This window comes from Nonomuraea sp. NPDC001831, assembly GCF_042892035.1.
Lineage (GTDB): Bacteria > Actinomycetota > Actinomycetes > Streptosporangiales > Streptosporangiaceae > Nonomuraea.
On record NZ_JBIATU010000009.1, the window covers coordinates 153,957 to 175,313 of the forward strand.

Annotated in this window: 18 protein-coding genes; 4 read left to right on the forward strand and 14 right to left on the reverse strand. The window is 73.4% G+C overall.

Translation table 11 applies throughout. The annotated features are described in order from the left end of the window. Positions 1–10: 10 nt before the first annotated feature. The gene (locus ACFYYW_RS28060; RefSeq protein ID WP_387652777.1) at positions 11–1,108 is read right to left on the reverse strand and encodes a winged helix DNA-binding domain-containing protein; all 1,098 of its coding nucleotides are present in this window, start codon (positions 1,106–1,108) and stop codon (positions 11–13) included. A gap of 71 nt (positions 1,109–1,179) precedes the next feature. Here ACFYYW_RS28060 and ACFYYW_RS28065 point away from each other — a divergent pair, with 71 nt between their 5' ends. Then, positions 1,180–1,812: a LysE family translocator gene (locus tag ACFYYW_RS28065; protein WP_387652779.1), complete on the forward strand. Its 633-nt coding sequence runs from the start codon at positions 1,180–1,182 to the stop codon at positions 1,810–1,812. A 7-nt stretch (positions 1,813–1,819) separates the two neighbouring features. On the opposite strand, the gene ACFYYW_RS28070 is transcribed toward ACFYYW_RS28065, so the two are convergent. The 7 genes from ACFYYW_RS28070 to ACFYYW_RS28100 form a co-directional block, all read right to left on the reverse strand. Beyond that, positions 1,820–3,514: an ABC transporter family substrate-binding protein gene (locus ACFYYW_RS28070; protein ID WP_387652781.1), complete on the reverse strand. Its 1,695-nt coding sequence runs from the start codon at positions 3,512–3,514 to the stop codon at positions 1,820–1,822. A 19-nt stretch (positions 3,515–3,533) separates the two neighbouring features. Then, positions 3,534–5,564: a dipeptide ABC transporter ATP-binding protein gene (locus tag ACFYYW_RS28075; protein WP_387652783.1), complete on the reverse strand. Its 2,031-nt coding sequence runs from the start codon at positions 5,562–5,564 to the stop codon at positions 3,534–3,536. Next, positions 5,561–6,460, reverse strand: a complete 900-nt coding sequence (locus ACFYYW_RS28080; protein ID WP_387652785.1) for an ABC transporter permease — start codon at positions 6,458–6,460, stop codon at positions 5,561–5,563. Before ACFYYW_RS28080 ends, ACFYYW_RS28075 begins: the two co-directional genes overlap by 4 nt. Next, positions 6,460–7,443 (reverse strand): ABC transporter permease, encoded by a 984-nt coding sequence (locus tag ACFYYW_RS28085; protein WP_352329570.1) that lies wholly within the window; start codon positions 7,441–7,443, stop codon positions 6,460–6,462. The genes ACFYYW_RS28080 and ACFYYW_RS28085 overlap by 1 nt, the downstream gene beginning before the upstream one ends. An 83-nt stretch (positions 7,444–7,526) precedes the next feature. After that, positions 7,527–9,875 carry an AAA family ATPase gene (locus ACFYYW_RS28090; RefSeq protein ID WP_387652788.1) on the reverse strand — a complete coding sequence of 783 codons (2,349 nt, stop codon included), beginning with the start codon at positions 9,873–9,875 and terminating at the stop codon, positions 7,527–7,529. Positions 9,876–9,939: 64 nt separating this feature from the next. Continuing rightward, complete coding sequence (locus tag ACFYYW_RS28095; RefSeq protein ID WP_387653127.1) at positions 9,940–10,698, reverse strand: haloalkane dehalogenase; 759 nt, start codon at positions 10,696–10,698, stop codon at positions 9,940–9,942. 154 nt (positions 10,699–10,852) lie between these two features. Next, complete coding sequence (locus tag ACFYYW_RS28100; RefSeq protein ID WP_387652790.1) at positions 10,853–12,583, reverse strand: tetratricopeptide repeat protein; 1,731 nt, start codon at positions 12,581–12,583, stop codon at positions 10,853–10,855. A gap of 255 nt (positions 12,584–12,838) precedes the next feature. Between ACFYYW_RS28100 and ACFYYW_RS28105 the strand changes: the two genes are divergently transcribed. Together ACFYYW_RS28105 and ACFYYW_RS28110 are read left to right on the forward strand one after the other, a co-directional pair. Then, on the forward strand, positions 12,839–14,368 hold the full coding sequence (locus ACFYYW_RS28105; RefSeq protein ID WP_387652792.1) for an MFS transporter: 1,530 nt from the start codon (positions 12,839–12,841) through the stop codon (positions 14,366–14,368). Between the two features lie 35 nt (positions 14,369–14,403). After that, positions 14,404–15,144: a DoxX family membrane protein gene (locus ACFYYW_RS28110; protein WP_364415790.1), complete on the forward strand. Its 741-nt coding sequence runs from the start codon at positions 14,404–14,406 to the stop codon at positions 15,142–15,144. On the opposite strand, the gene ACFYYW_RS28115 is transcribed toward ACFYYW_RS28110, so the two are convergent. Further along, positions 15,130–16,068: a DMT family transporter gene (locus tag ACFYYW_RS28115; protein WP_387652794.1), complete on the reverse strand. Its 939-nt coding sequence runs from the start codon at positions 16,066–16,068 to the stop codon at positions 15,130–15,132. The two genes, ACFYYW_RS28110 and ACFYYW_RS28115, sit on opposite strands and share 15 nt — an antisense overlap. A 38-nt stretch (positions 16,069–16,106) precedes the next feature. Then, positions 16,107–17,510, reverse strand: a complete 1,404-nt coding sequence (sthA, locus tag ACFYYW_RS28120) for a Si-specific NAD(P)(+) transhydrogenase (RefSeq protein ID WP_387652796.1) — start codon at positions 17,508–17,510, stop codon at positions 16,107–16,109. A 59-nt stretch (positions 17,511–17,569) separates the two neighbouring features. On the opposite strand from sthA, the gene ACFYYW_RS28125 reads away from it, so the two are divergent. Then, a complete protein-coding gene (locus ACFYYW_RS28125; RefSeq protein ID WP_387652798.1) occupies positions 17,570–18,385 on the forward strand; it encodes a PhzF family phenazine biosynthesis protein in 816 nt (271 codons plus the stop codon). Here the strand turns inward: ACFYYW_RS28125 and ACFYYW_RS28130 are convergent. Genes ACFYYW_RS28130 through ACFYYW_RS28145 form a run of 4 tightly spaced genes read right to left on the reverse strand, consistent with a single transcriptional unit; the run spans position 18,363 to position 21,350 of the window. Then, complete coding sequence (locus ACFYYW_RS28130; protein ID WP_387652800.1) at positions 18,363–19,196, reverse strand: biotin-dependent carboxyltransferase family protein; 834 nt, start codon at positions 19,194–19,196, stop codon at positions 18,363–18,365. The genes ACFYYW_RS28125 and ACFYYW_RS28130 overlap by 23 nt on opposite strands. Beyond that, the gene (locus tag ACFYYW_RS28135; protein WP_387652802.1) at positions 19,193–19,807 is read right to left on the reverse strand and encodes an allophanate hydrolase subunit 1; all 615 of its coding nucleotides are present in this window, start codon (positions 19,805–19,807) and stop codon (positions 19,193–19,195) included. The genes ACFYYW_RS28130 and ACFYYW_RS28135 overlap by 4 nt, the downstream gene beginning before the upstream one ends. Further along, the gene (locus ACFYYW_RS28140) at positions 19,804–20,559 is read right to left on the reverse strand and encodes a 5-oxoprolinase subunit PxpA (RefSeq protein ID WP_352326841.1); all 756 of its coding nucleotides are present in this window, start codon (positions 20,557–20,559) and stop codon (positions 19,804–19,806) included. The genes ACFYYW_RS28135 and ACFYYW_RS28140 overlap by 4 nt, the downstream gene beginning before the upstream one ends. Before the next feature lie 20 nt (positions 20,560–20,579). After that, on the reverse strand, positions 20,580–21,350 hold the full coding sequence (locus ACFYYW_RS28145) for a thioesterase family protein (RefSeq protein WP_387652805.1): 771 nt from the start codon (positions 21,348–21,350) through the stop codon (positions 20,580–20,582). Positions 21,351–21,357: the final 7 nt, after the last annotated feature.

Here is a 21,357-nt window from a genome sequence, read left to right on the forward strand (position 1 = left end):
CCGGACGGCGTCAGGCCGGCCCCAGCAGCGACCGCATGCGGCTCAGGGCGCGGTCGAGCGCGTCCTGGGGCACCGGCGCGGCCAGGTCGAGGGTGATGGCGCCGTTCTTGGCCTCCCAGACGCCGGCCACCCGGCCCTCGTGCACCACGACGGGCGAGATCCAGCCAGCCTGGCGGCTGACCTTGGGCTTGAGCGGCGGCGGGACGAGCGGCGCGAGCGTCCGCGGCGCGCCCAGGATGAACTGGTCGAAGCCCGGCAGCAGGTGGACCTCCTGCGAGGGCCGGGTGGCGGCCAGGTCGTCGGCGTGCTCGGCCAGCGCGTACAGCGTCGTGCCGTCGTCGGCCCTGACCTCCACCAGCTCCGGCGCCAGCCCCTTGACCCACGCCTTGAGCACCGCCTTCCTGGCCACGCCGCCGAACAGCCAGGTGTCGAACATCTCCGGCGTGGCCGGGCCGTGGGCCCCCAGGAACGCCCGCAGCACCCGCACGCCGGCCTCCTCCTGGTCGGGCAGCTCGCCCGGCCAGCCCGGCACCCACGACCGCGGCGCGGTGAAGGTCACCTTGCCCTCGCGGGGCGGCCCGTAGCACAGCTCGCCCAGGCGGCTCAGCGGCTTGAGCAGCGCCCCCCAGCCGGACGTCAGCGCCTCGCGGAGATGGGCGTCGCCGGTCAGCGCCACGATGGCGTCGACCAGCTCCTCGCGGGTCAGCGGCGCCCCCTTCAGCGCCTCGGGGACGGCCTCGATGACGGCCTCGATCTCCGCGGCGGTCACGCCGTGGCCACGCTGCCAGGAGCCCTTCTCCCAGAAGCGCAGCGTGCTCAGCGCCGCGCACAGGCCGGCCAGCTCGTCGGCCGGCACGAGGTGCAGGGTGCCGCGCATGAGCCAGGTCTTGACCAGAGTGCGATCGCTCCACAGGGCCCGGTCGATCTCACCGGGGTCGGGCCGGGCGCTCCTGACCGCCACCGCGAGCTGCGCCGAGGAGGCGACCTGCGCCTGCACGCCGCACAGCCGGCGGGCCACCGACACCGCGTCCGGCCCGTCGGCCGCCGCCACGAACTGCCTGCGCAGCCGCCAGGCGAGGATCTGCGGCCAGGTGAGCTCCATCGTCATGGGTCACTTCTACCGCCTCCCACCGACATTCCGCACATTGGGCGGAAAATGGGGATATGAGAGGATCAAGCATGCCTCTCGACGGTCATCTTCTCGCGCTCTTCGCGGTCACCACCATCGTGGCGATGATCACGCCCGGCCCCGACATGCTGTTCGTCCTGGGCTGCGGGATGCGGGGCGGCCCCCGCGCCGGGCTGCTGGCCACCGCCGGGGTGGCGACCAGCGAGGCGATCCACGTCGCCGTGGCCGCCGCGGGGCTGGCCGCGCTCTTCGCGGCCGTGCCGGTCGCCTTCACCGTCGTACGGATCGCCGGCGCCGCTTACCTGATCTACCTGGGCGTGCGGATGTTGCGGGACCGCAAGGGCGGGGTGAGCGACATGCCCGAGCCGGGCACCGGGATGTCCGGCCGCCGCGCCTATCTGAGCGGCCTGCTGACGAACCTGCTCAACCCCAAGATGGTCACCTTCACCGTCGCCTTCCTCCCGCAGTTCGTCAGTCCGGGGCTGGGGCGGATGTGGCTGCAGTTCGCCGTGCTCGGCGCCGTCCTGATCGCCTTCGAGTTCGTCGTGGACGGTGCCGTGGGCGTGCTGGCCGGGCGGATCGGCGGATGGCTGCGCCGCAGCGCCGCCGCCCGCCGCCGGGTGAACACGGCGACGGGCGGCATCTTCGTCGGGCTGGGCGTGAAGCTGGCCGTGGAACGTTGAGCGCCGGTCAGCCGGTGAAGCCGATGTCCTCGTAGCGCAAATCGTAGAAGCCGCGCGCGCCGACGTTGGCCAGGGTCTGCCTGGCCGCCACGTTCTGCGGACGCTGGTAGAGCGGCAGGACGTTGACCAGCTTCCAGATCAGCCCGTCGGCCTCGTTCGTCTGGGTGCGGGCGGCGGCCGGGTCGAGGTTCTGGGCCGCCTTGTCCATGGCCTGGTCGATCTCCGGCGAGCCGGTCCGCCCGAAGTTGGCGTTCCAGGTCTTGCCGTTCGCCGAGTTCGCGTAGATCCCGTAGCTGCTCGAAATCGGGTACGGCGTGCCGATGTAGGCGAACGGCGTGATGTCGAAGTTGCCGGGGATGACGTACTTGGTGAAGAAGTCGTCGCTCGGCACCGCCTTGATGGTGAGCTTCACCCCGATCTGAGCCAGCATGTTCTGGGCCAGCTCGCCCTCCGACTTGCTCAGCTGCACCCCGGACGGCACCACGAACCGCAGGTCGAGCGGCCGCCCGTTCTTCTGCCTGACGGCCCCGTTCAGCTTCCAGCCGGCCGCGTCGAGCAGTTGCTTGGCGCGTTCGGGGTTGTAGACGCCGAGGTTGCCGGCGTTGTCCAGGTATCCCTCCTGGGTGTTCATGAAGAAGTGGTTGTTCAGCAGCGCGATCGGCCAGTCGAGCCCCTGCAGGTCGGACTGCGCGATGGCCTGCCGGTTGATGCCGAGCTGGATGGCCTGCCGCACGTTCACGTCCTTCAGCGGCTCGCTCGACCCGTTGAAGGTGAAGTGCCGGAAGTCGGGCCCGGCGGCCTGGCGCACCTGGGCGCCCTGCGTGGCCCTGGCCCGCGCGTAGTCGGGCGCCGACGGCCCGACGTCGATGAGGTCGAGCTCCCCGTTGCTGAACGCGCCGATCAGGGAGTCCTGCTCCGAGGCCCGGTAGATGATCTGGTCGAGCTTGGCCCGGTTGCCCCACCAGGCGTCGTCGCGGACGATCGTGATCGTCTTGGCCGTCTGGTCGAAGCCCTTGAACTTGAACGGCCCGGCGGTCACCGGGATCTTGTTCAGCCACGCGGTGTTGAACGCCTGCGGGGTCCGGTTCGTGGCGGCCGGCAGCAGCGGCCCGAACAGCGACTGCCAGTCGCCGAACGGCTTGGCGAAGGTGACCTTCACCTCGTAGTCGTCCTTGCCCCGCTCGACCTTCTCGATGTCCTGGTAGCCGGTGGCCGAGACGATGTGGAACTCGGGGTTGCGGCCGTTGAGCGCCTGCCACTGGGCCTGGTAGTCGGCCCAGGTGATCGGCTGCCCGTCCGACCACTTGGCCTTGGGGTTGAGCGTGTAGGTGACGACCTGCTTCGGGCTCTGGTCGGTGACCTTGGCGTCGAGCACGTAGTCGGGGTCGACGGTGATCTCCGCCTTCTCGTCGGAGACAAACGGCGAGGGCAGCAACGCGTTGCTGATCACGGCCGCCATCGCCAGGTTGCCGTCGACGTGGTTCCTGTTCCACTGGGTGGGGAACTCGTTGATGCCCCAGCGCAGCGTGCCGCCGTCCTTGACCTTGTCGCGCGGCTGCGGGTTGATGTCGAAGGCCTTGATAATCTTGTGCGCGCCTTCCGTGCCGCTCGCCGTGCCGCCCCCCGAGCCGCCGCCGCCGCAGCTCACCAGCGACAGCGAGCCGGTCACGGCGACGGCCACGACAAGACGTGGAACTTTCATCGAGCGCATTCCTCCTGATCTAGACGACGTCGAGCCTCTCGGCGTAATGGCAGGCCGCGCCCTGGTCGTCGCCCACCGGCAGCACCTCGGGCTCGACGTCCACGCAGAGCGAGCGCTCGTCATGGGTGAGCACCGAGCGGAACTTCGGGCAGCGGGTGCGGAAGCGGCAGCCGCTCGGAGGGTGGGCCGGGCTGGGCAGGTCGCCTTCGAGCAGGATGCGCTCGCGTACGCGCTCACGCGCCGGGTCGGGCAGCGGGATCGCCGACAGCAGCGCCTGCGTGTACGGATGCGCCGGAGCCCCGTAGACCGCGTCGACCTGCCCTATCTCGGCGATCCTGCCCAGGTACATGACGGCCACCCGGTCGGCGATGTACCGCACCACCGCCAGGTCGTGGGCGACGAACAGGTACGACAGCCCGAGCCTGGACCGCAGCGAGGCGAGCAGGTTGATGACGCCGGCCTGGATCGACACGTCGAGCGCGGAGACCGGCTCGTCCAGCACCAGCAGCCTGGGCTCCAGCGCCAGCGCCCTGGCGATGCCGATGCGCTGCCGCTGGCCGCCGGAGAAGTCCTGGGGGTAGCGGGCGGCGTGCGCCGGGTCGAGGCCCACCAGGGCCAGCAGCTCGCCCACCCGCCGGCCGGGCCGGCGCTCCCCGTGGGTGCGCAGCGGCTCGGCCAGGATGTCGTAGACCGTCATGCGCGGGTCGAGCGAGGCCATCGGGTCCTGGAAGACGACCTGCATGTCCCGCCGGATCGCGGTGCGCCCGGCGCCGTCGAGCCGGGCGGTGTCGCGGCCGAGCACGACCACCCGCCCCTCCTGCGGCGGGACGAGCTCCAGGATCTGGGTGAGCGTGGTGGTCTTGCCGCTGCCCGACTCGCCGACCAGGCCCAGCGTCTCGCCCCGGCGGATGTCGAAGCTGACCCCCGCCACCGCGTGCACCGTGCCGACCCTGCGCTTGAACAGCGCCCCCTTGAGCAGCGGGTAGTCCTTGACCAGGCCGTCGACCTCCAGCACCGGCTGCTCGGCGCGGACCGCGGGGGTGACGGGCTCGCCGGCCGCGTGGCGGCCGGGGCCCTGGGGGCGGACGATCTCCCAGCGGATGCACGCCGCCCGGTGGCCCGTGGCCACGTCGAACAGCGGCGGCTCGGCCGCGTCGCACTCGTGGATCTTCAGCGGGCAGCGCGGCGCGAACGGGCAGCCCGGCGGCAACGCCGCCGGGGAGGGCGGGTTCCCGGCGATCGGCAGCAGCGGCTGACGGCCGCCGCGGTCGACCCGCGGGATCGAGGCCAGCAACCCGGCCGTGTACGGCATGCGCATCCGGTAGTAGATGTCGTCGACGTCGCCCACCTCGACCGGGCGCCCGGCGTACATGACCAGGACCCGGTCGGCGAAGCCGGCCACCACGCCGAGGTCGTGCGTGATCATGATGATCGCCGCGCCGGTCTTCCGCTGGGCCTTCTTCAGCACCTCCAGCACCTGCGCCTGGATGGTCACGTCGAGCGCGGTGGTGGGCTCGTCGCAGATGATCACGTCGGGGTCGTTGGCGATGGCCATCGCGATCATCACGCGCTGCCGCATGCCGCCGGAGAACTCGTGCGGGAAGGCGAGCGCGCGCTCGCTCGGCGACGGGATGCCGACCAGCTCCAGCAGCTCGACGGCCTTGACCGCGGCGTTCTCCTTGCTCACCCGCTGGTGGATGCGGACCGCCTCGGCGATCTGGTCGCCCACCCGGTAGACGGGCGTGAGCGCCGACAGCGGGTCCTGGAACACCATCGAGACGGTCTTGCCGCGGAAGCGGGTCAGCTCCCGCTCGGAGGCGCCGATCAGCTCCTTGCCGTGCAGCCGCACCGACCCGGTGACCCGGGCGCTCGGCGGCAGCAGGCCCATGACCGCCGCCGAGGTGACCGACTTGCCCGACCCGGACTCGCCCACGATACCCAGCACCTCGCCCGGGCTCACCGAGTAGCTGACCCCGCGCACCGCGCGCACGTCGCCGAAGGACACGTGCAGGTCGCTGACCTCCAGGACGGGGTTCGCCGCCGGCCTCATCGCCGCGCCGCCGGGTCGAAGGCGTCGCGCAGCGCGTCGCCGATGAGGTTGACCGCCAGCACGGTGACCACCAGCAGCCCGGCCACGAACCAGAACGTCCAGGGCGCGTAGACCGCCGTGCGGGAGCCGTCGGCGATCAGCGTGCCGAAGGAGACGTCGGGCGGCTGGATGCCGAAGCCGAAGTACGACAGCGAGGTCTCGGTCAGGATGGCCGCGCTGACGTTGAGCGTGGCGTCGACGATGAGCAGCGAGGACAGGTTGGGGATCACGTGCCGGAAGATGATCCGCACCGGCGGCACCCCCATGAATCGGGCGGCCTGGATGTACTCGCGCTCCTTCAGCGAGATCGTCATCCCCCGGACGATCTTCGCGGTCACCATCCACAGGAACAGCGCCAGCATGACCACGAACAACACCCACTGCCCGGCCCCGAACAGCGGCGACATGATCGCCAGGATGAGGAACGCGGGCAGCACGAGCAGCAGGTCGGTCACCCAGCTCAGCGCCCGGTCGGTCCAGCCCAGGAAGTAGCCGGAGAAGGCGCCCACCACGGCCGCGACCGCCGTGGACACCAGCGCCGCCAGCAGGCCCACGATCAGCGACTTCTGCATGCCGCGCAGGGTCACCGCGTAGACGTCGGCGCCGGTCTGGAGCGTTCCGAACCAGTGCCGGGGCGAGGGCGGCTGCAGGAACGCCGTGAAGTCCTTGTCGGTGTAGGACCACGGGCTGACCAGCGGCCCGGCGAACGCCAGCAGGAACATCAGCGCCAGCACCGCGAACCCGGCCAGCCCCTGCGGCGAGCGGAAGAACCGCCCGGCCACCACCCGCAGCCGCGACGGCGCCCGGCCCAGGTCGGCGGTCAGCTCCTCCGCCAGCTCCTCGTCGGAGAGCGTCATCACGCCCGCACCCTGGGGTCGAGCGCGGCGTGCAGCAGGTCGGAGGCGAGCGCGGCGCACAACACGGCCACGGCGGCCAGGAAGGAGATCGCCGCCACGGTGTTGACGTCGTTGGTGAAGATCGAGTTGATCAGCTGCTCGCCCAGCCCGTGCCAGCCGAAGATCTTCTCGGTGAAGGTGGCCCCGGTCAGCAGGGCGCCGAACGTGAAGGCGAAGTAGGTGGCCACCGGGATCAGCGCGGTGCGCAGCGCGTGCCGGGTCAGCGCCCGGCCCCTGCTCAGCCCCTTGGCCCTGGCCGTGCGGACGAAGTCGGCGCCGAGCACGTCGAGCATCATGTTGCGCTGGTAGCGGCTGAAGACCGCGACCAGGCCGACGGACAGCGAGATCGTCGGCAGGATCAGGTGTTGCAGCCGGTCGAGCACGTAGCCCCAGAACCCGGTCTGCAGGCCGTCGCTGTACTCGCCGCTGACCAGCAGCACCGGGCGGCCGAAGAGGTTGTCGTTGGCCCAGGCGCCGGCCAGGATCAGCATGTTGGCCAGCACCACCACCGGCACCGCGAGCACCACGAACGACAGGCCCGTGGAGAGCCGGTCGAACCAGCCGTACTGCCGCACCGCCGCGTACGCGCCCACCAGCACCCCCAGCAGGCTGCCGCACAGCAGCCCCAGGATGACCAGCCGGAACGTGACCCCCATGCGCCGCCGGAGGTCCTCGTTCACGGGCGAGCCGGTGACGGTCTTGCCGAAGTCGCCGTGCAGCACGCCGGCGGCCCAGGTGGCGTAGCGCTGCAGCAGCGGGGTCTTGTCGTTGAGGTTGAGCGCGGTGAGCTGGGCGTCGACGACGGCGGGCGGCGGTTTCGGGGTGCGGTCGGCGTAGTTGGAACGCGGATCGAGCGCCCCGGCGGCCAGCAGGTACGCCAGGCTCGCGGCCACGCCGACCAGCACCACGTAGTTGAGCAGCCTGCGGGCCAGGAACCCCGCCATCGTCCCCCTCCCGGACGCGCACGATAGGTAGTCATACTGCTACACCCAGCAGCATCGTGGCGCGGGGAAATGCCAAAGAGGGGTTAACGTCCGGAAAGTTCGTCCACGGCGGTGCGCACGTCGTCGCTGGTGATCGTCGTGAGGTCGGCGGCGCTGGCCGACCCGCCGCCCGAGGCGTGGGCGGCCAGGCGCACGTCGCGGCGCATCGCGGCCCGTTCGAACAACGAGCGGGCGAAGCGGCCGTTGCCCAGGCCGTCGATCAGCCGCTCCTCGCACACCCAGGCGAACACCTCGTCGAGGTCGCGCAGGGCCTGCTCGTCGAAGCGGTCGCCGGCCTTGCCGGCCAGCAGCACCGCGATCTGCGACAGCTCGCGCGGCGAGTAGCTGGGGAAGGCCACCCGCTGGTTGAACCGGCTGGCCAGGCCCGGGTTGGTGGCCAGGAAGGAGTCCATCTCGCGCGGGTAGCCGGCCAGCACGATGACCAGCCGGTCGCGGTCGTCCTCGGCCCGTTTGAGCAAGGTCTGGACGGCCTCGGAGCCGAAGGCGTCGCCGCCCGCGTAGCCCGGGTTGACCAGGCTGTAGGCCTCGTCGATGAACAGCACGCCGCCGAGCGCCCGGTCGACCAGCTCGTTGGTCTTGATCGCGGTCGCGCCGAGGTGCTGGCCGACCAGGTCGGCCCGGTGGGCCTCGACGACGTCGGGCCTGGCCAGCAGGCCGAGCGCGGCGAAGACGCGGCCGAGCACCCGCGCCACGGTGGTCTTGCCGGTGCCGGGCGGCCCGGCGAAGACGAAGTGCCGCATCTGGGGCGGCGTGGGCAGCCCGCGCTCCTGCCGCATGCGGGCCACCTGAAGCTGGGCGGCGATGGCGTGCACCTGCCGCTTGACCGGCTCCAGGCCGGCCATCGCGTCGAGGTCGGCCAGCGCCTCCTCCAGCGTGGGCGTGGCCACGTAGCCGCGGAAGCGGGCGGTCAGCTCCTCGAACGCCTTGGTCACGTCGGGCGTGGTGGTGGTCACCAGGTCATGGGTGGTCGGGGTGCCGCCGGCGCCCACCACGCGCACGTCTCTGGCCTGCGCGGCGGCCTCGACCAGGCTGCGCACGAAGCGGGCGTTGCCCAGCTCGTCGACCAGGCCGCGCCGCTGGACGTCTTCGTAGAGGCCGAGCAGGGCGCGCCTGGCGTCGGGGGCCATCGTGTCGCCCCTGCGCCGCTGGAGCACCTCGGTGATCTCGGCCAGCTCGGGGGCGGAGTAGCTGGGGAAGCGCACCCGCGTGGCGAACCTGCTGGCCAGGCCCGGGTTGCTGGACAGGAACGAGGCCATCTCCTGCTCGTAGCCGGCCAGGATGATGATCAGGCGCTCGCGGTCGTCCTCGGCCCGTTTGAGCAGGGTCTGGACGGCCTCGGCGCCGAACCTGTCGGGCTGGCCGTCGGAGGAGTTGACCAGGCTGTAGGCCTCGTCGACGAACAGCACGCCGCCGAGCGCCCGGTCGACCAGCTCGTTGGTCTTGATCGCGGTCGCGCCCAGGAACTCGCCCACCAGGTCGGCCCGCTGCGCCTCGACCACGTAGGGGGTCTCCAGCAGGCCGAACGCGTAGAAGATCTTGGCCAGCGCGCGGGCCACGCTGGTCTTGCCGGTGCCCGGCGGGCCGACGAAGACGAAGTGCCTGGTCGGGCGTTCGGCGGTGTAGCCGGCCTCGGCCCGCAGCCGGGTGGCCTCGATGGAGGCGGCGATCGAGCGGACCTGCTCCTTGACCGGCGCCAGCCCGATCATGCCCTCCAGCTCGGCCAGCGCCTCCTCGACGGAGATCTGCGGCGGCGCGCCCGCCTTGTCGGCCTGCGGCTCGGGCCGGCCCTCGCGGGCGCGCACGCGCACCTGCTGCTCCTCGGCGGACAGCTCGGCCTTGGCCCGGCGCGCCTGCAGGAACCGGTGGACCAGCACGACGACGGCCGCCAGGCAGGCGCCCCAGAGCGCGACGGCGGCCGACACGAAGGAGAGCCCGAAGGCCAGCACCCCGGCCGGCACGAGCGCGGCCAGCGTGGTGACCCACGGCGTGACCCAGCGGATGAGGTGGGCGGCGGCGGCCACGGGCAGGGCGAGCGCGACCATCGCGTGCAGCGCCATGGAGCCCGGGGGGAAGCGCCAGGAGAACAGCGGCAGCGCCAGCACCACCCAGCCGGCCACGACCAGCGCGGTCGCCGCGGCCCGCGGGAAGCGCATGGTCAGCGCCACGAAGGCGAGGGCCAGCAGGACGAGGGGGAACGTCTTCAGCAGATCCCAGCCGAGCGCCGCGCCCACGCCCATGACGACGATGAGCAGCACGGCGTAGAGCACCCGGCGCACGGCGGGGGGAATCTGGAAATAACGCAGCCTCACCTGCTCGAACAGATCCCGCGCCGCGGCCCGCCCCGCGGCCTGGGCCCTGTCGGACTCACGCATCACGCCTCCCCGGTCCGCCCCCGGTTATACCGCACCCGACCGACGATTGGGCGGGCCTGACACGCTAGGTGGAGGTCACGAAAAGGGCGATCCGACGTCCGAGTTCGGTGCCGGCGTCCTCCTGGAGGAAGTGGCCGGCGCCGGCGATCACCGGATGGGACAGCCCGGCCGTGCCCGCGACGGCCTTGAGCATGATGGGCGCCATGCCGCCGGTGATGGGGTCGCCGTCGGAGAAGGCCACCAGGAACGGGCGGTCGAGCGTGGTGAGGATCTGCCAGGCAGCGCGGTTGGCGGGCGCGGCGGGGTCGTCGGGCGTGATCGGCACGAGCCCCGGCAGGGCCCGCGGGCCCGCTTTGTACGACTCGTCCGGGAACGGCGCGTCGTAGGCCGCCCGCACCTCGTCGCTGAGCCGCGTCCGGCAGCCCGCCTGGACCAGCCGGGCGATGTCCAGCGTGGGGGCACTGGCCACGGTGTCCCTGAAGCGGTGCCAGACGTCGGGCATGGGAATGTCACCCGAGGGCAACCCCGTGTTGGCGGCCACGATCCTGGCCACGCGCTCGGGGTGCTCGGCGGCGATCCGCAGCCCGATCAGGCCGCCCCAGTCCTGGCCGACGACGGTGACGCCGTCCAGGGCCAGCGCGTCGAACAGCAGCGCGCGGGTCCACTCGACGTGCCTGGCGTAGGTGTGGTCGGCGGGGTCCACGGGTTTGTCCGAGCGGCCGAAGCCGATCAGGTCGGGGGCGATCGCGCGCAGCCCGGCCGCGGCCAGCTCGCGCATGACGTGGCGGTAGAGGAAGGACCAGCTCGGCTCGCCGTGCAGCAGGACGACCGGCTCGCCGTCCGCGGGGGCCGGCCTCGACGTAGGCCATGCGCGGGCCGTCCGGCAGGTCGGCGTGGCGGGGCTCGTAGGGGAAGTCGGGCAGGTTCGCGAAGCGCTCTTCGGGGGTGCGCAGGGTCCGCATAGAACAAAACTCTATTCACCGTCGCTGGTGCCTGCCGGGGAACTCGCCGACGAGCACCTGTTTGGGGGTGACGCGCAGCACGTCCGGGCCGGCCAGGGCGATGCCGCGCACCTCCACCCAGAACCGCCGCTGCAACGGGTCGGCCGCGAACACCGCGACGCGCGGGTCGGCCGCCACGCCCTCCCACGCCTCGGGCCCGGCGATCAGCCGCAGCTCGCCGGAGGAGGTGACGGACCCGGCCGCGCCCACGACCCGGGGGCCCGCGGGATCGCCGTAGGACAGGACGAGGCTCCTGGCGTAGGAGAACGCCTGGCGCGCCTCCGGGGTCAGGGCCACCGAGGGCGCGCCGCCCATGGGCAGGTCGCACATGACGAGCGAGGCCCGCCAGGGCCCCGGCGCGCCGCGCCACCACGCGCGCAGGGCGCGGGCCGCGAACACCGTCATCGCCGCCCCGAGCGCGGCCACCCCCGCCCGCCAGCCCCAGGCCGACCCCAGGGCGCCGCCGGCGGCGCAGCCGAGGGCGGCGAGCGCCACGAGGACTCCCGCGGCGAGCAGCCATCCGTCGCCCCCGCGGCGGGCCCGCAGCCAGGCCCGCACCATCGGGAACGGCACCGCCACCGCCGCCACCGCGGCCCGCGGCTCGACCGCCAGCGCCCCGCCGACCAGCGGCACCAGCACCGACCAGGTCCTGATGAGCACGATCCACAAGGTCACGCCGGCGTTCCTGGCCGCCGTGCGCTCGCCCGTGACGCGGGCCAGCTCGGCCAGCGCGGGCATCGGCCGCCCCCGCCACGCCTCCGCCAGCACCCGGACGACCGCCAGCGCCGGCCACATCAGCACCACGATCCCGGCCAGCCCCGCCCACACCGGATCGCGCCAGGACGGCGCCGCCGGCACCGCGCCCAGCAGCAGCCACCCCGCGAACGCCGGCACCGACAAGGCGGCCGACGCCACGGCCGCGCCCAGCCAGGGATCGCGCCCGGCCATGGCCGGCACGTACGCCCAGACCCCCACCCGCCGCGCCTGCCGGACCGTCAGCGGCACCAGCGCGGCCAGCGCGGCGAACCCGCACCACCGGGCCCACACCGCCGAGTCGAGGGCGAGCGCGGCCGCCGCGACGGCGATCGTGGCCACGGCGAGCAGCAGCCGGGCCTGGCGCGCCCACACCTCCAGCGCCCGCCTGGCGCGTCCCGTCTGGCGCGGGTCGACCGGCCAGGCGGGGTCGTGGTGCGGGCGCGGACGGTCCCAGCGCAGCAGGCACAGGGCCAGGTTCACGCGGGCCTGCGGATGGGCCGGAGCCGTGGCGAGCGCGGCGCGGTAGGCCCGCCTGGCCTCCCGATGGTCGCCGCGCAGCAGCGCCAGGTCGCCGAGCAGGACGTCGGGGTCGGCCTCCTCGGGGGCGAAGCGCGCGGCCAGCACGGCGTCGGCGGCCGCCGCGGACCAGCGGCCGGGGATCCGGCGGGAGATCGCGGCCCGGCGCAGGCGGGCGGACCAGGAGCCGGGCGCGAGGTCCACCGCGCGTTCGGCAGGGGGGAGGGCGTCGGCGTCGCGGCCCTGGCGTTCGTGGGCCAGGCTGATGAGGCGGCAGGCCCATTCGTCGCCGGGGTCGAGGTCGGCCGCCCGGCGCGCGGCCTCCAGCGCCGATTCGGGACGGCCCGCGTTCAGCCTGGTCAGGGCCTCGGTGCACCACTCGCGTGAGGACTTATCGGAAATATCGTCTTTACCGGCACTTCCAGCGTTCCCCACGGCTTCCATGATCGGGTGACGGATGGGGGTTGGGTAGATCCGGACATATGGCTGTATCTCACTAGAGAGGTGGGGGGCCTCGCGGATCGGCCCATACCGCTATGCCGGGCGCCTGGCATGGCCTAAGCTGCCACGCAAGCCGGAGTGGAGAGCCGCGGCAGGAGAGGGCGCGAGACCGCCCCCCGTGAGTTCCCCTGCTTTCGACCGTTGCGCACGTGCAGGCCCTGGTGACCGGATCGGCCTGCAAGGAGGCCCATGACCGTCACCCAGGCCGCACCCCTCGTACGGCGTGCCGATCGCCCGCGACGGGACAACCGCTGGGCCGTCCTCGTGCTGCTCTGCCTGAGCCTGCTCCTGATCACGGTCGACGCCACCGTCCTGCACATCGCGGTGCCCGCGCTCACGGCCGCGCTCGAACCGTCCTCCGTCGAGCTGCTGTGGATCATCGACAGCTACTCGCTCGTCGTCGCGCCGCTGCTCATCGTCTTCGGCACGCTCGGCGACCGCTACGGCCGCAAGCGGCTGGTCCTGGGCGGGTTCGTGCTGTTCGGCGTGGCCTCGGCGGGCGCGGCGTTCGCGCCCACGCCGCTGACCCTGATCCTGGCCAGGGCGCTGCTCGGCGTCGGCGGCGCCATGATCATGCCGGCCACCCTCTCGCTGATCCGCCAGGTGTTCACCGACCGGCGCGAGCGGGCCGTCGCGCTCGGCGTCTGGAGCGCGGTCGCCGCGGCCGGGGCGGCGGTGGGCCCGCTGATCGGCGGCGTGCTCGTCGGCCTCTGGTGGGGCGCGGTCTTCCTGATCAACGTGCCGATCCTGCTGGTGCTGCTGCCCCTGGCCGTCCGGCTGCTGCCGGAGTCGCCGCTGCGCAGGGAACGTCCTTGGGATGCGACGAGCGCCGTGTTGTCGGTGCTCGGCCTGCTCGCCCTGGCCTTTGGGCTGAAGGAGGCCGGGGCGGGGACCCTGCTGCCGTTCTGGGCCTCGGTGCTGGTCTTCCTCGGCGGCGCCGGCCTGCTGGTCGCGTTCGTCCGCCGGCAGTCCCGGCTGCCGGCGCCGCTGCTGGAGCTGGCCCTGTTCCGGCGGCGCGAGTTCACCACCGGCGTGGCCGGCGTGCTGCTGGGCGTGTTCGCGCTGGTCGGGCTCCAGCTCATGCTGGCCCAGTACCTGCAGCTCGTGCTGGGCGACAGCCCGGTGCGCGCGGCGGTCAGGATGTTGCCGCTGGTGCTGTCGGCCGTCACCGGCGGGCTCGCGGCGGCCCACATCCTGCCCAGGATCGGCATGCGGGCCACGATGAGCGGCGGGCTCGGGCTCGTCGCGCTGGCCCTGACGCCCACGCTGGGCTGGGGCGTCGAGGGCCATCCCGTGATGCTGGCGGTCTGCTTCGTGGGCATCGGGTTCGGCGTGCAGGTGGCGCTGCTGGCGGCCTCCGACACGATCATGTCGTCGGTCCCCGAGTCCCGGGCCGGCGGGGCCGCGGCCATCGAGGAGACCGCGTACGAGCTGGGCGCGGGCCTCGGCGTCGCCGTGCTGGGCACGATCACCACGCTCGCCTACGCGCCCGCCCTGCCCGCCGTGCCCGGCGTGCCGGCGGGCGGCATGGACCAGGCCAGGCAGTCGCTGGCCGGCGCCGCCCACGTCGCCCGCGAGATCGGCGGCAGCACCGGCGACGCGCTGCTCGGCGCCGCACGCTGGGCCTTCGTCAACGCCCTGCACACGACCGTTGTCGTCAGCGTCGTCCTGCTCAGCCTCACCGCCGTCGCGGTGGCCATGCTGCTCAGCCGTGATTGAGGTGTGCCGTGTCCCGCACCGGGCAGACAAATACCGTGAAACAGGCCCTGCGTGATGTCGCCGCCTTAGTCGCCCGCGTCGGCGTGGGCGGCATCTTCTTCGCCAACGGCTGGACCAAGCTGGAGGACGGCCTCACCGCCACCGGCGCGAAGTTCCTCCAGCAGGGCGCGCCCGCGCCCGGCGCGTGGGCCACGGTCACCATGCTCACCGAGCTGATCGGCGGGGCGCTGCTGATCGCCGGGCTGGGCGTCGCCGTCACCGGGCTGATCCTGTTCGCTGAGGCGCTCGGCGTCTTCCTGGTGGCCCCGCCCCTCAACCCCATCAGCATGAACGAGCTGATCCTGCTCGGAGCGGCCGCCATCCTGCTCGCCGTCGTGGGCGCCGGGCGGCTGTCGGTCGACCACATGGTGGTGATCCGCAGGCGGGAGACGGAGGCGGCCAACGAGTTCGCCGCCGACGCCGAGGCCGACCGGGTCATCGCCTCGCTGCGCGACGCCGACGCGCCCGCCCGCCAGTCGAGGCCGGCCGAGGACGCCGTCCCGCCCGCCCGCCGGTCGAAGCCCGCCGAGGACGCCGTCCCGGAGGAGACCGGTCAGCAGTCCGAGGACGCGCCCTCGCCCATGACGGACACCATGCCGCACCCCCGGCCCCGAACCCGGCCCGCAGCCCCGCCGGCGACCGAGGAGCCCGCGCCGGCCCCCGTGCCCGGCGACACGCTGGTGGCGGGCCGCAAGAAGCCCGCGCCTCGCGGACGCCGTCCCTCAGCGGAGGGCTGAGCGTGCGGGCACCCGCAGCGCGCCCTGGGTGAGCGCGATGGCCAGCAGGATGACCAGCGCGCCCACCGGCTGGTTCCAGGTGATCGTCTCGTCGAGCAGCAGCACGCCGGAGGCCACCGCGAACACCGGCAGCAGGTACGTCACCGTCGAGGTCGTCGTCACGCCCGCCAGGGCCTGGACCCGGTACAGCAGCAGGTAGGCCACGCCCGTGCCCAGGCCGCCGAGGCCCAGCAGGCTCCACCAGACCTCGGCCGGCGCCGCGGTGTGCACCAGCGGCACGCCCGCCACCAGCGTGATCACCGCGAGCTGGACCGCCCCGGTCAGGAGCTGCCCGGCGGCCAGCACCACCGGCGGCTCGGACCGCCGCCCGGTGATGAAGCGCCCCATGTACGCGCCGCCGACCCCGTAGCAGAGCGCCGCCCCGAAGCAGGCCAGGCTGCCGCCGAGCTGCCCGCCGGCCATGGGCTGCCACACCCCGAGCACCACCATGACGCCGGCGAACCCGAGCCCGAGCCCGGCCGCCCGCGCGGCGGTCGCCCGCTCGGCCCGCAGCACCAGCGTGAAGGCCAGGGTGCACAGCGGCGTGGTGGCGTTCCAGATGGCGGCGACGACGGAGGAGACGTACTGCTCGCCGTAGGCGAACAGGGTGAAGGGCAGCGTGGTGAGCACGACGGAGGCGATCTGGAAGTGCCCCCACAGCCGCGGGTCGCGGGGGAGCGGCCGCCTGGTCACCGCGAGCGCGACCAGCAGGGTGAGCGCGCCGACCGCCATGCGGCCGAACGACACCTGCAGCGGGTGCAGCGCCCCCACGGCGATCTTGATGAAGAAGAAACTGTTGCCCCAGATGGCGGCCAGCAGCAGGAACGCGGGCAGCCACCTCCCCGCGGCCTCGCTGCGCACGTACGCCTCCCGTAGATGAACCATCGAGGAGCGTAGCGGTCAGAACCGACAATTGGGAGAAGTCACATGTCGGCGGTGAGCCGGGCCACCACCCGCATCTTGTTCATCGCGTCCAGCGCCGCCACCTTGTACGACTCCGCCAGCGTCGGATAGTTGAACACCGCGTTGACCAGGTAGTCGACGGTCCCGCCGCAGCCCATCACGGTCTGGCCGATGTGCACCAGCTCGGTGGCCCCCGTGCCGAACACGTGCACGCCCAGCAGCCGCCGGTCCTCCGAGGAGACCAGCAGCTTGAGCATCCCGTACGAGTCGCCGATGATCTGCCCCCTGGCCAGCTCCCGGTAGCGCGAGATGCCCACCTCGAACGGGATCCGGTCGCGGGTCAGCTCGTCCTCCGACTTCCCGACGAAGCTGATCTCGGGGATCGTGTAGATGCCGATGGGCGGCAGCTCCCGCAGCTCCGCCACGGGTTCGCCGCACGCGTGCTGGGCGGCCACCCGGCCCTGCTCCATCGAGGTGGCGGCCAGCGCCGGGAAGCCGATCACGTCGCCGACCGCGTAGATGTGCGGCACGGCCGTGGCGTAGTGCTCGTCCACCCGGATCCGGCCGCGGTCGTCGGCGGCCAGCCCGGCGGCCTCCAGGTTCAGCTCGGCCGTCTTGCCCTGGCGTCCTGCCGAGTACATGACGCAGTCGGCGGGGATGCGCTTGCCGCTCTCCAGCAGGGTCAGCGCGCCGCGCGGGCGGCGTTCGACGGCGGCGACGTGCTCGCCGAAGCGGAAGGTCACCGCCAGGTCGCGCAGGTGGTACTTGAGCGCCTCGACGATCTCCAGGTCGCAGAACTCCAGCATGCGCTCGCGCCGTTCGACCACGGTCACCTTGGTGCCGAGGGCGGCGAACATGGAGGCGTACTCGATGCCGATGACCCCGGCGCCGACCACGACCATGGTCTCGGGCACCCGGTCCAGGTGCAGGATCGCGTCGGAGTCGATGACCGTGCGCTCGTCGAACTGCACGCTGTCCGGGCGGGCGGGGGAGGTGCCGGTGGCGATCACGATCCGGTCGGCGGTGACCTTGCGCTCCTCCTCGCCGCTGATCCCGATGGTGTGCGGGTCGAGGAAACGTCCGGTGCCGGGCAGGACCGTGACGTGGTTGCGGCCGAGCTGGCTGCGGATCACCTGGATCTCGCGGCCGATCACGTGCTGGGTGCGCATCCCGAGGTCGGCGACCGTGATCTCGTCCTTGACGCGGTAGCTGGCGCCGTACAGCTCGCGCTGGTTGAGGCCGGTGAGGTAGAGGACCGCCTCGCGCAGCGTCTTGGACGGGATCGTGCCGGTGTTGATGCAGACGCCGCCGATCATGTTCCGTTTCTCGACGACGGCGACGCGCCGGCCCAGCTTCGCCGCCGCGATGGCGGCCTTCTGCCCGCCGGGACCGGAGCCGAGCACCAGCACGTCGTAGTCCGCCACATCGCCCAGTGTGAGCGCGCGGGGTTACCGGCGGAAGACCCGTCGGCCAGACTGCGCGTATGCAACGTGCATTCCGTCAGGTCGACGTGTTCACCTCCGTCCCTTATCGCGGCAACCCGCTCGCGGTCGTGCTCGACGGCCGAGGGCTGGACACCGAGGAGATGCGGCGCTTCGCCGCCTGGACGAACCTGTCCGAGACGACGTTCGTGCTGCCCCCGACCGTGCCCGGCGCCGACTACCGGGTGCGGATCTTCACCGGGGGCGGCGAGCTGCCCTTCGCCGGGCATCCCACGCTCGGCACCTGCCACGCCTGGCTGGAGGGCGGCGGCCGGCCGCGCGACGCGGCGGAGATCGTCCAGGAGTGCGAGGCCGGGCTGATCCGGGTGCGCAGGACCGCGGACGGGCTCGCCTTCGCCGCCCCCGAGCTGCTGCGGTCGGGGCCGGTCGAGGAGGAGCTGGCCGAGCGGCTGGCCGAGACCCTGCGCATCGGCCGCGAGCGCATGCTGGCCGTCGAGTGGGCCGACAACGGGCCCGGCTGGGTGGTCGTCCTGCTCGCGGCCGCCGACGAGGTGCTGGAGCTGCGGCCGGGCGCGATCGAGCACATGGTCGGCGTGGCGGGGCCCTGCCCGGAGGGCTCGCCGTACGAGTACGAGGTGCGCGTGTTCGCCCCCGACGTCGAGGATCCGGTGACCGGCAGCCTGCACGCGTCCCTGGCGCAGTTCCTGCTGCGCACGGGGCGGGTGAAGGCGCCGTACACGGCGGGGCAGGGGACCGTGCTGGGCCGGGCCGGGCGCGTGCGGATCACCGCCGACGAGCGGGACGTGTGGGTCGGCGGGTCGGTCGTCACCTGCGTCAGAGGCCAGGTCGCGTTGTGAAGCGCACCTGGTCGCCGGGCCGCAGCTGCGCCGCGACCGGCAGGTCGGCCTGCCGCACCACCGCGATCACCGGGTAGCCGCCCGTGGGCGGGTGGTCGGCGAGGAACACGATCGGCTGCCCGCTCGGCGGCACCTGCACCGCGCCGGTGACCATGCCCTCGCTCGGCAGCTCGCCCTTCCTGGCCCGCCTCAGCTCGGGCCCGCGCAGCCGCACCCCGACGCGGTTGCTGTCCTGGCTCACCTCGTACGGCCCCCCGCACAGCGCCTCCAGCGCCCCCGGGACGAACCAGTCGTCCCGCGGCCCGGCGAGCACCCGCAGCACGGCGGGCGCGGGCCCCGGCGGCGGCGCCAGGTCCACCGAGATCTCCCCGGCGGCGGACCCGCCCACCGGCAGCAGCGTCCCGGCCCGCAACGGCTCGGGGCCGAGCCCCGACAGCGAGTCGGTGGACCGGCTGCCCAGCACCGGCTCGACCGCGATGCCGCCGCGCACCGCCACGTACGTGCGCAGCCCCCACCCCGGCGTCCCCAGCCGCAGCTCGCCCCCCGGCGGCACCCAGAACGGCGCCCCCATCCGCGCCTGCGCCGGCGCGCCGGTCAGCGCCGCCCACGCGCCCTCGTGGAACCGCAGCCGCGCCAGCCCGAACGTCACCTCGATGGCCGCCGCGTCCTCGCGGTTGCCCACCAGCCGGTTGGCCAGCCGCAGGCTCGGCGCGTCGGCCGCCCCCGAGCGCGGGACGCCCAGATGGGCCAGACCGGGCCGCCCCAGATCCTGGACGGTCGCGTAGGGCCCGGGCGCGATCACCTCGATCATGCGCGCTCGAACCGCACGCGCATCCCCGGCCGGAACAACGACGGCGGCTCGGCCGTCACGTCCCACACCCGCGTCGCCGTGCGTCCCAGCAGCCGCCACCCGCCGGGCGAGGCGGTCGGGTAGACCGCCGCGTACGGCCCCGCGACCGCCACCGAGCCGGCCGGCACCGACGTGCGCGGCGTGTCCAGCCGGGGCACCTCCAGCACCGGGTCGAGCCCGGTCAGGTAGGCGAACCCCGGCGCGAACCCCAGCCACCCGACCACCAGCTCGCGCCCGGTGTGCCGGGCGACCACCTCCTCGGCCGAGATCCCGGCCAGCGCCGCGACGGAATCGAGATCGGCCCCGTCATAGACGACGGGAATCGTCACCGCCGGCCCGGCGTCGGGAACCGGCCCGACCGCCCCGGCCGCCGATCCGGCCAAGGCCGCCAGCCTGGCCCGCAACCGCCCCGGATCGGCGCCCGGCGCCACCACGAGCACGGTCTCCGGCCCCGGCACGACCTCCACGACCCCGTCGGGCCGCTCGGCCCGCAGGGCCGCGTCGAGCCGATGGGAGGCCGCCAGTGACCCGGTCTCGACGAGCAGCGCGTGCTCTCCCACCGGACGGATCACGCGAACGCCTGCAGGACCACTCCGGCCGCCAGCAGGTCGTTGCGCACGGCACGGGCGAGCCCGACGGCGTCAGGGGTGTCTCCGTGGACGCACAGCGACCGGGCGGAGACGGACACCGTACTGCCGTCGACGGCCGTCACAGAGCCCTCCAGGGCCATCCGGCGGGCCCGTTCGGTCACCGCCGCGGCGTCGTGGATCACCGCGCCCGCCTCGCGCCGCGGCACCAGCGCCCCCGCCGCCGTGTACGCCCGGTCGGCGAACGCCTCGCTCACCGTCGGGACGCCCGCCGCCGCGGCCACCCCGTGCACCGCCGAGACCGGCAGCGTCAGCACCGGCAGCGACGGGTCGTAGTCGGCCACGGCGTCGATGACCGCCGCCGCCTGCACCTCGTCGCGGCAGACCCGGTTGTACAGGGCGCCGTGCGGCTTGACGTAGGAGACCCGGCCGCCCATCGCCCTGGCGACGCCGTCGACGGCCGCGAGCTGGTAGAGCACCTCGGCGCACAGCTCCTCGGGCTCGACCTCCATCTCCCTGCGGCCGAAGTGGGCCAGGTCGCGGTAGGACACCTGGGCGCCGATCGACACGCCGCGGTCGACGGCCGCGGCGCACGTGCGCCTGATCGTCACGGGGTCGCCGGCGTGGAAGCCGCAGGCGACGTTGGCGCTGGTGACGATGTCGAGCAGCGCGAGGTCGTCGCCGAGCCGCCAGATGCCGAAACCCTCACCGAGGTCGGCGTTGAGGTCGATCACCATCCCACCATCATGACGCAGCGCTACCTCGGCGCGACGAACAATGTCTGAGTCGCCGTGCCGACTTCGCCGCGCTCGTCGTACAGGGTGGTGCGGGTCAGGCCGCGGCCGGAGGGGCCGATCGCGGTGGCCGCGTCCATGCAGGTCCACTCGCCCACCGGCGTGCGGAACAGCGAGATCGTCAGGTCGACGTTGACGAACACGTGGGTGGCGAAGTCGAGGGCCGGGCTGACGCCGTTGCCGCTGTCGGCGAACGCGGCCAGCCGTTCGAGCGGGGTGATCTCCTCGCCCTCCACCAGCGGCACGGTCAGCCTGCCCCACACCGTGGCCGGGCCGGTCAGCATCGGGCCGCCGCGGGCGAACCGCCAGTCGAACGCCCTGCCGTAGCCGAAACCCGACACCAGGTAGGACGCCGCGTGCTCGGGCGAGGGCGGCGGCACGGGCGCGGGCGGCCCGGCGACGGGCGTGGCGGGCGTGTCGGTCTCGCGGATGCGCCACGCGGTGGCCCTGGCGTACTCGCGCCCGCCGGACAACACGGCCGCCGACAGGCACTGCACCCGCTTGCCGTCGCGCACGACGTCGGTGACGATCTCCAGCTCGGCCACGGGCACCGGGGCGAACACGTCGACCGCCAGCCTGGACAGCGCCAGGCCGGGCAGCGGCGCGGTGCGGTCGAGCTCGTGGACCATCAGGGCGGTCACCGGGCCCATGTGCTGGGAACTCGGGTCCCACGGCCCCTGGGTGTGCTCGGAGGCGAGGTAGCGGCCCATGGCCAGCCGGCGGTACATCGACATGGGACGG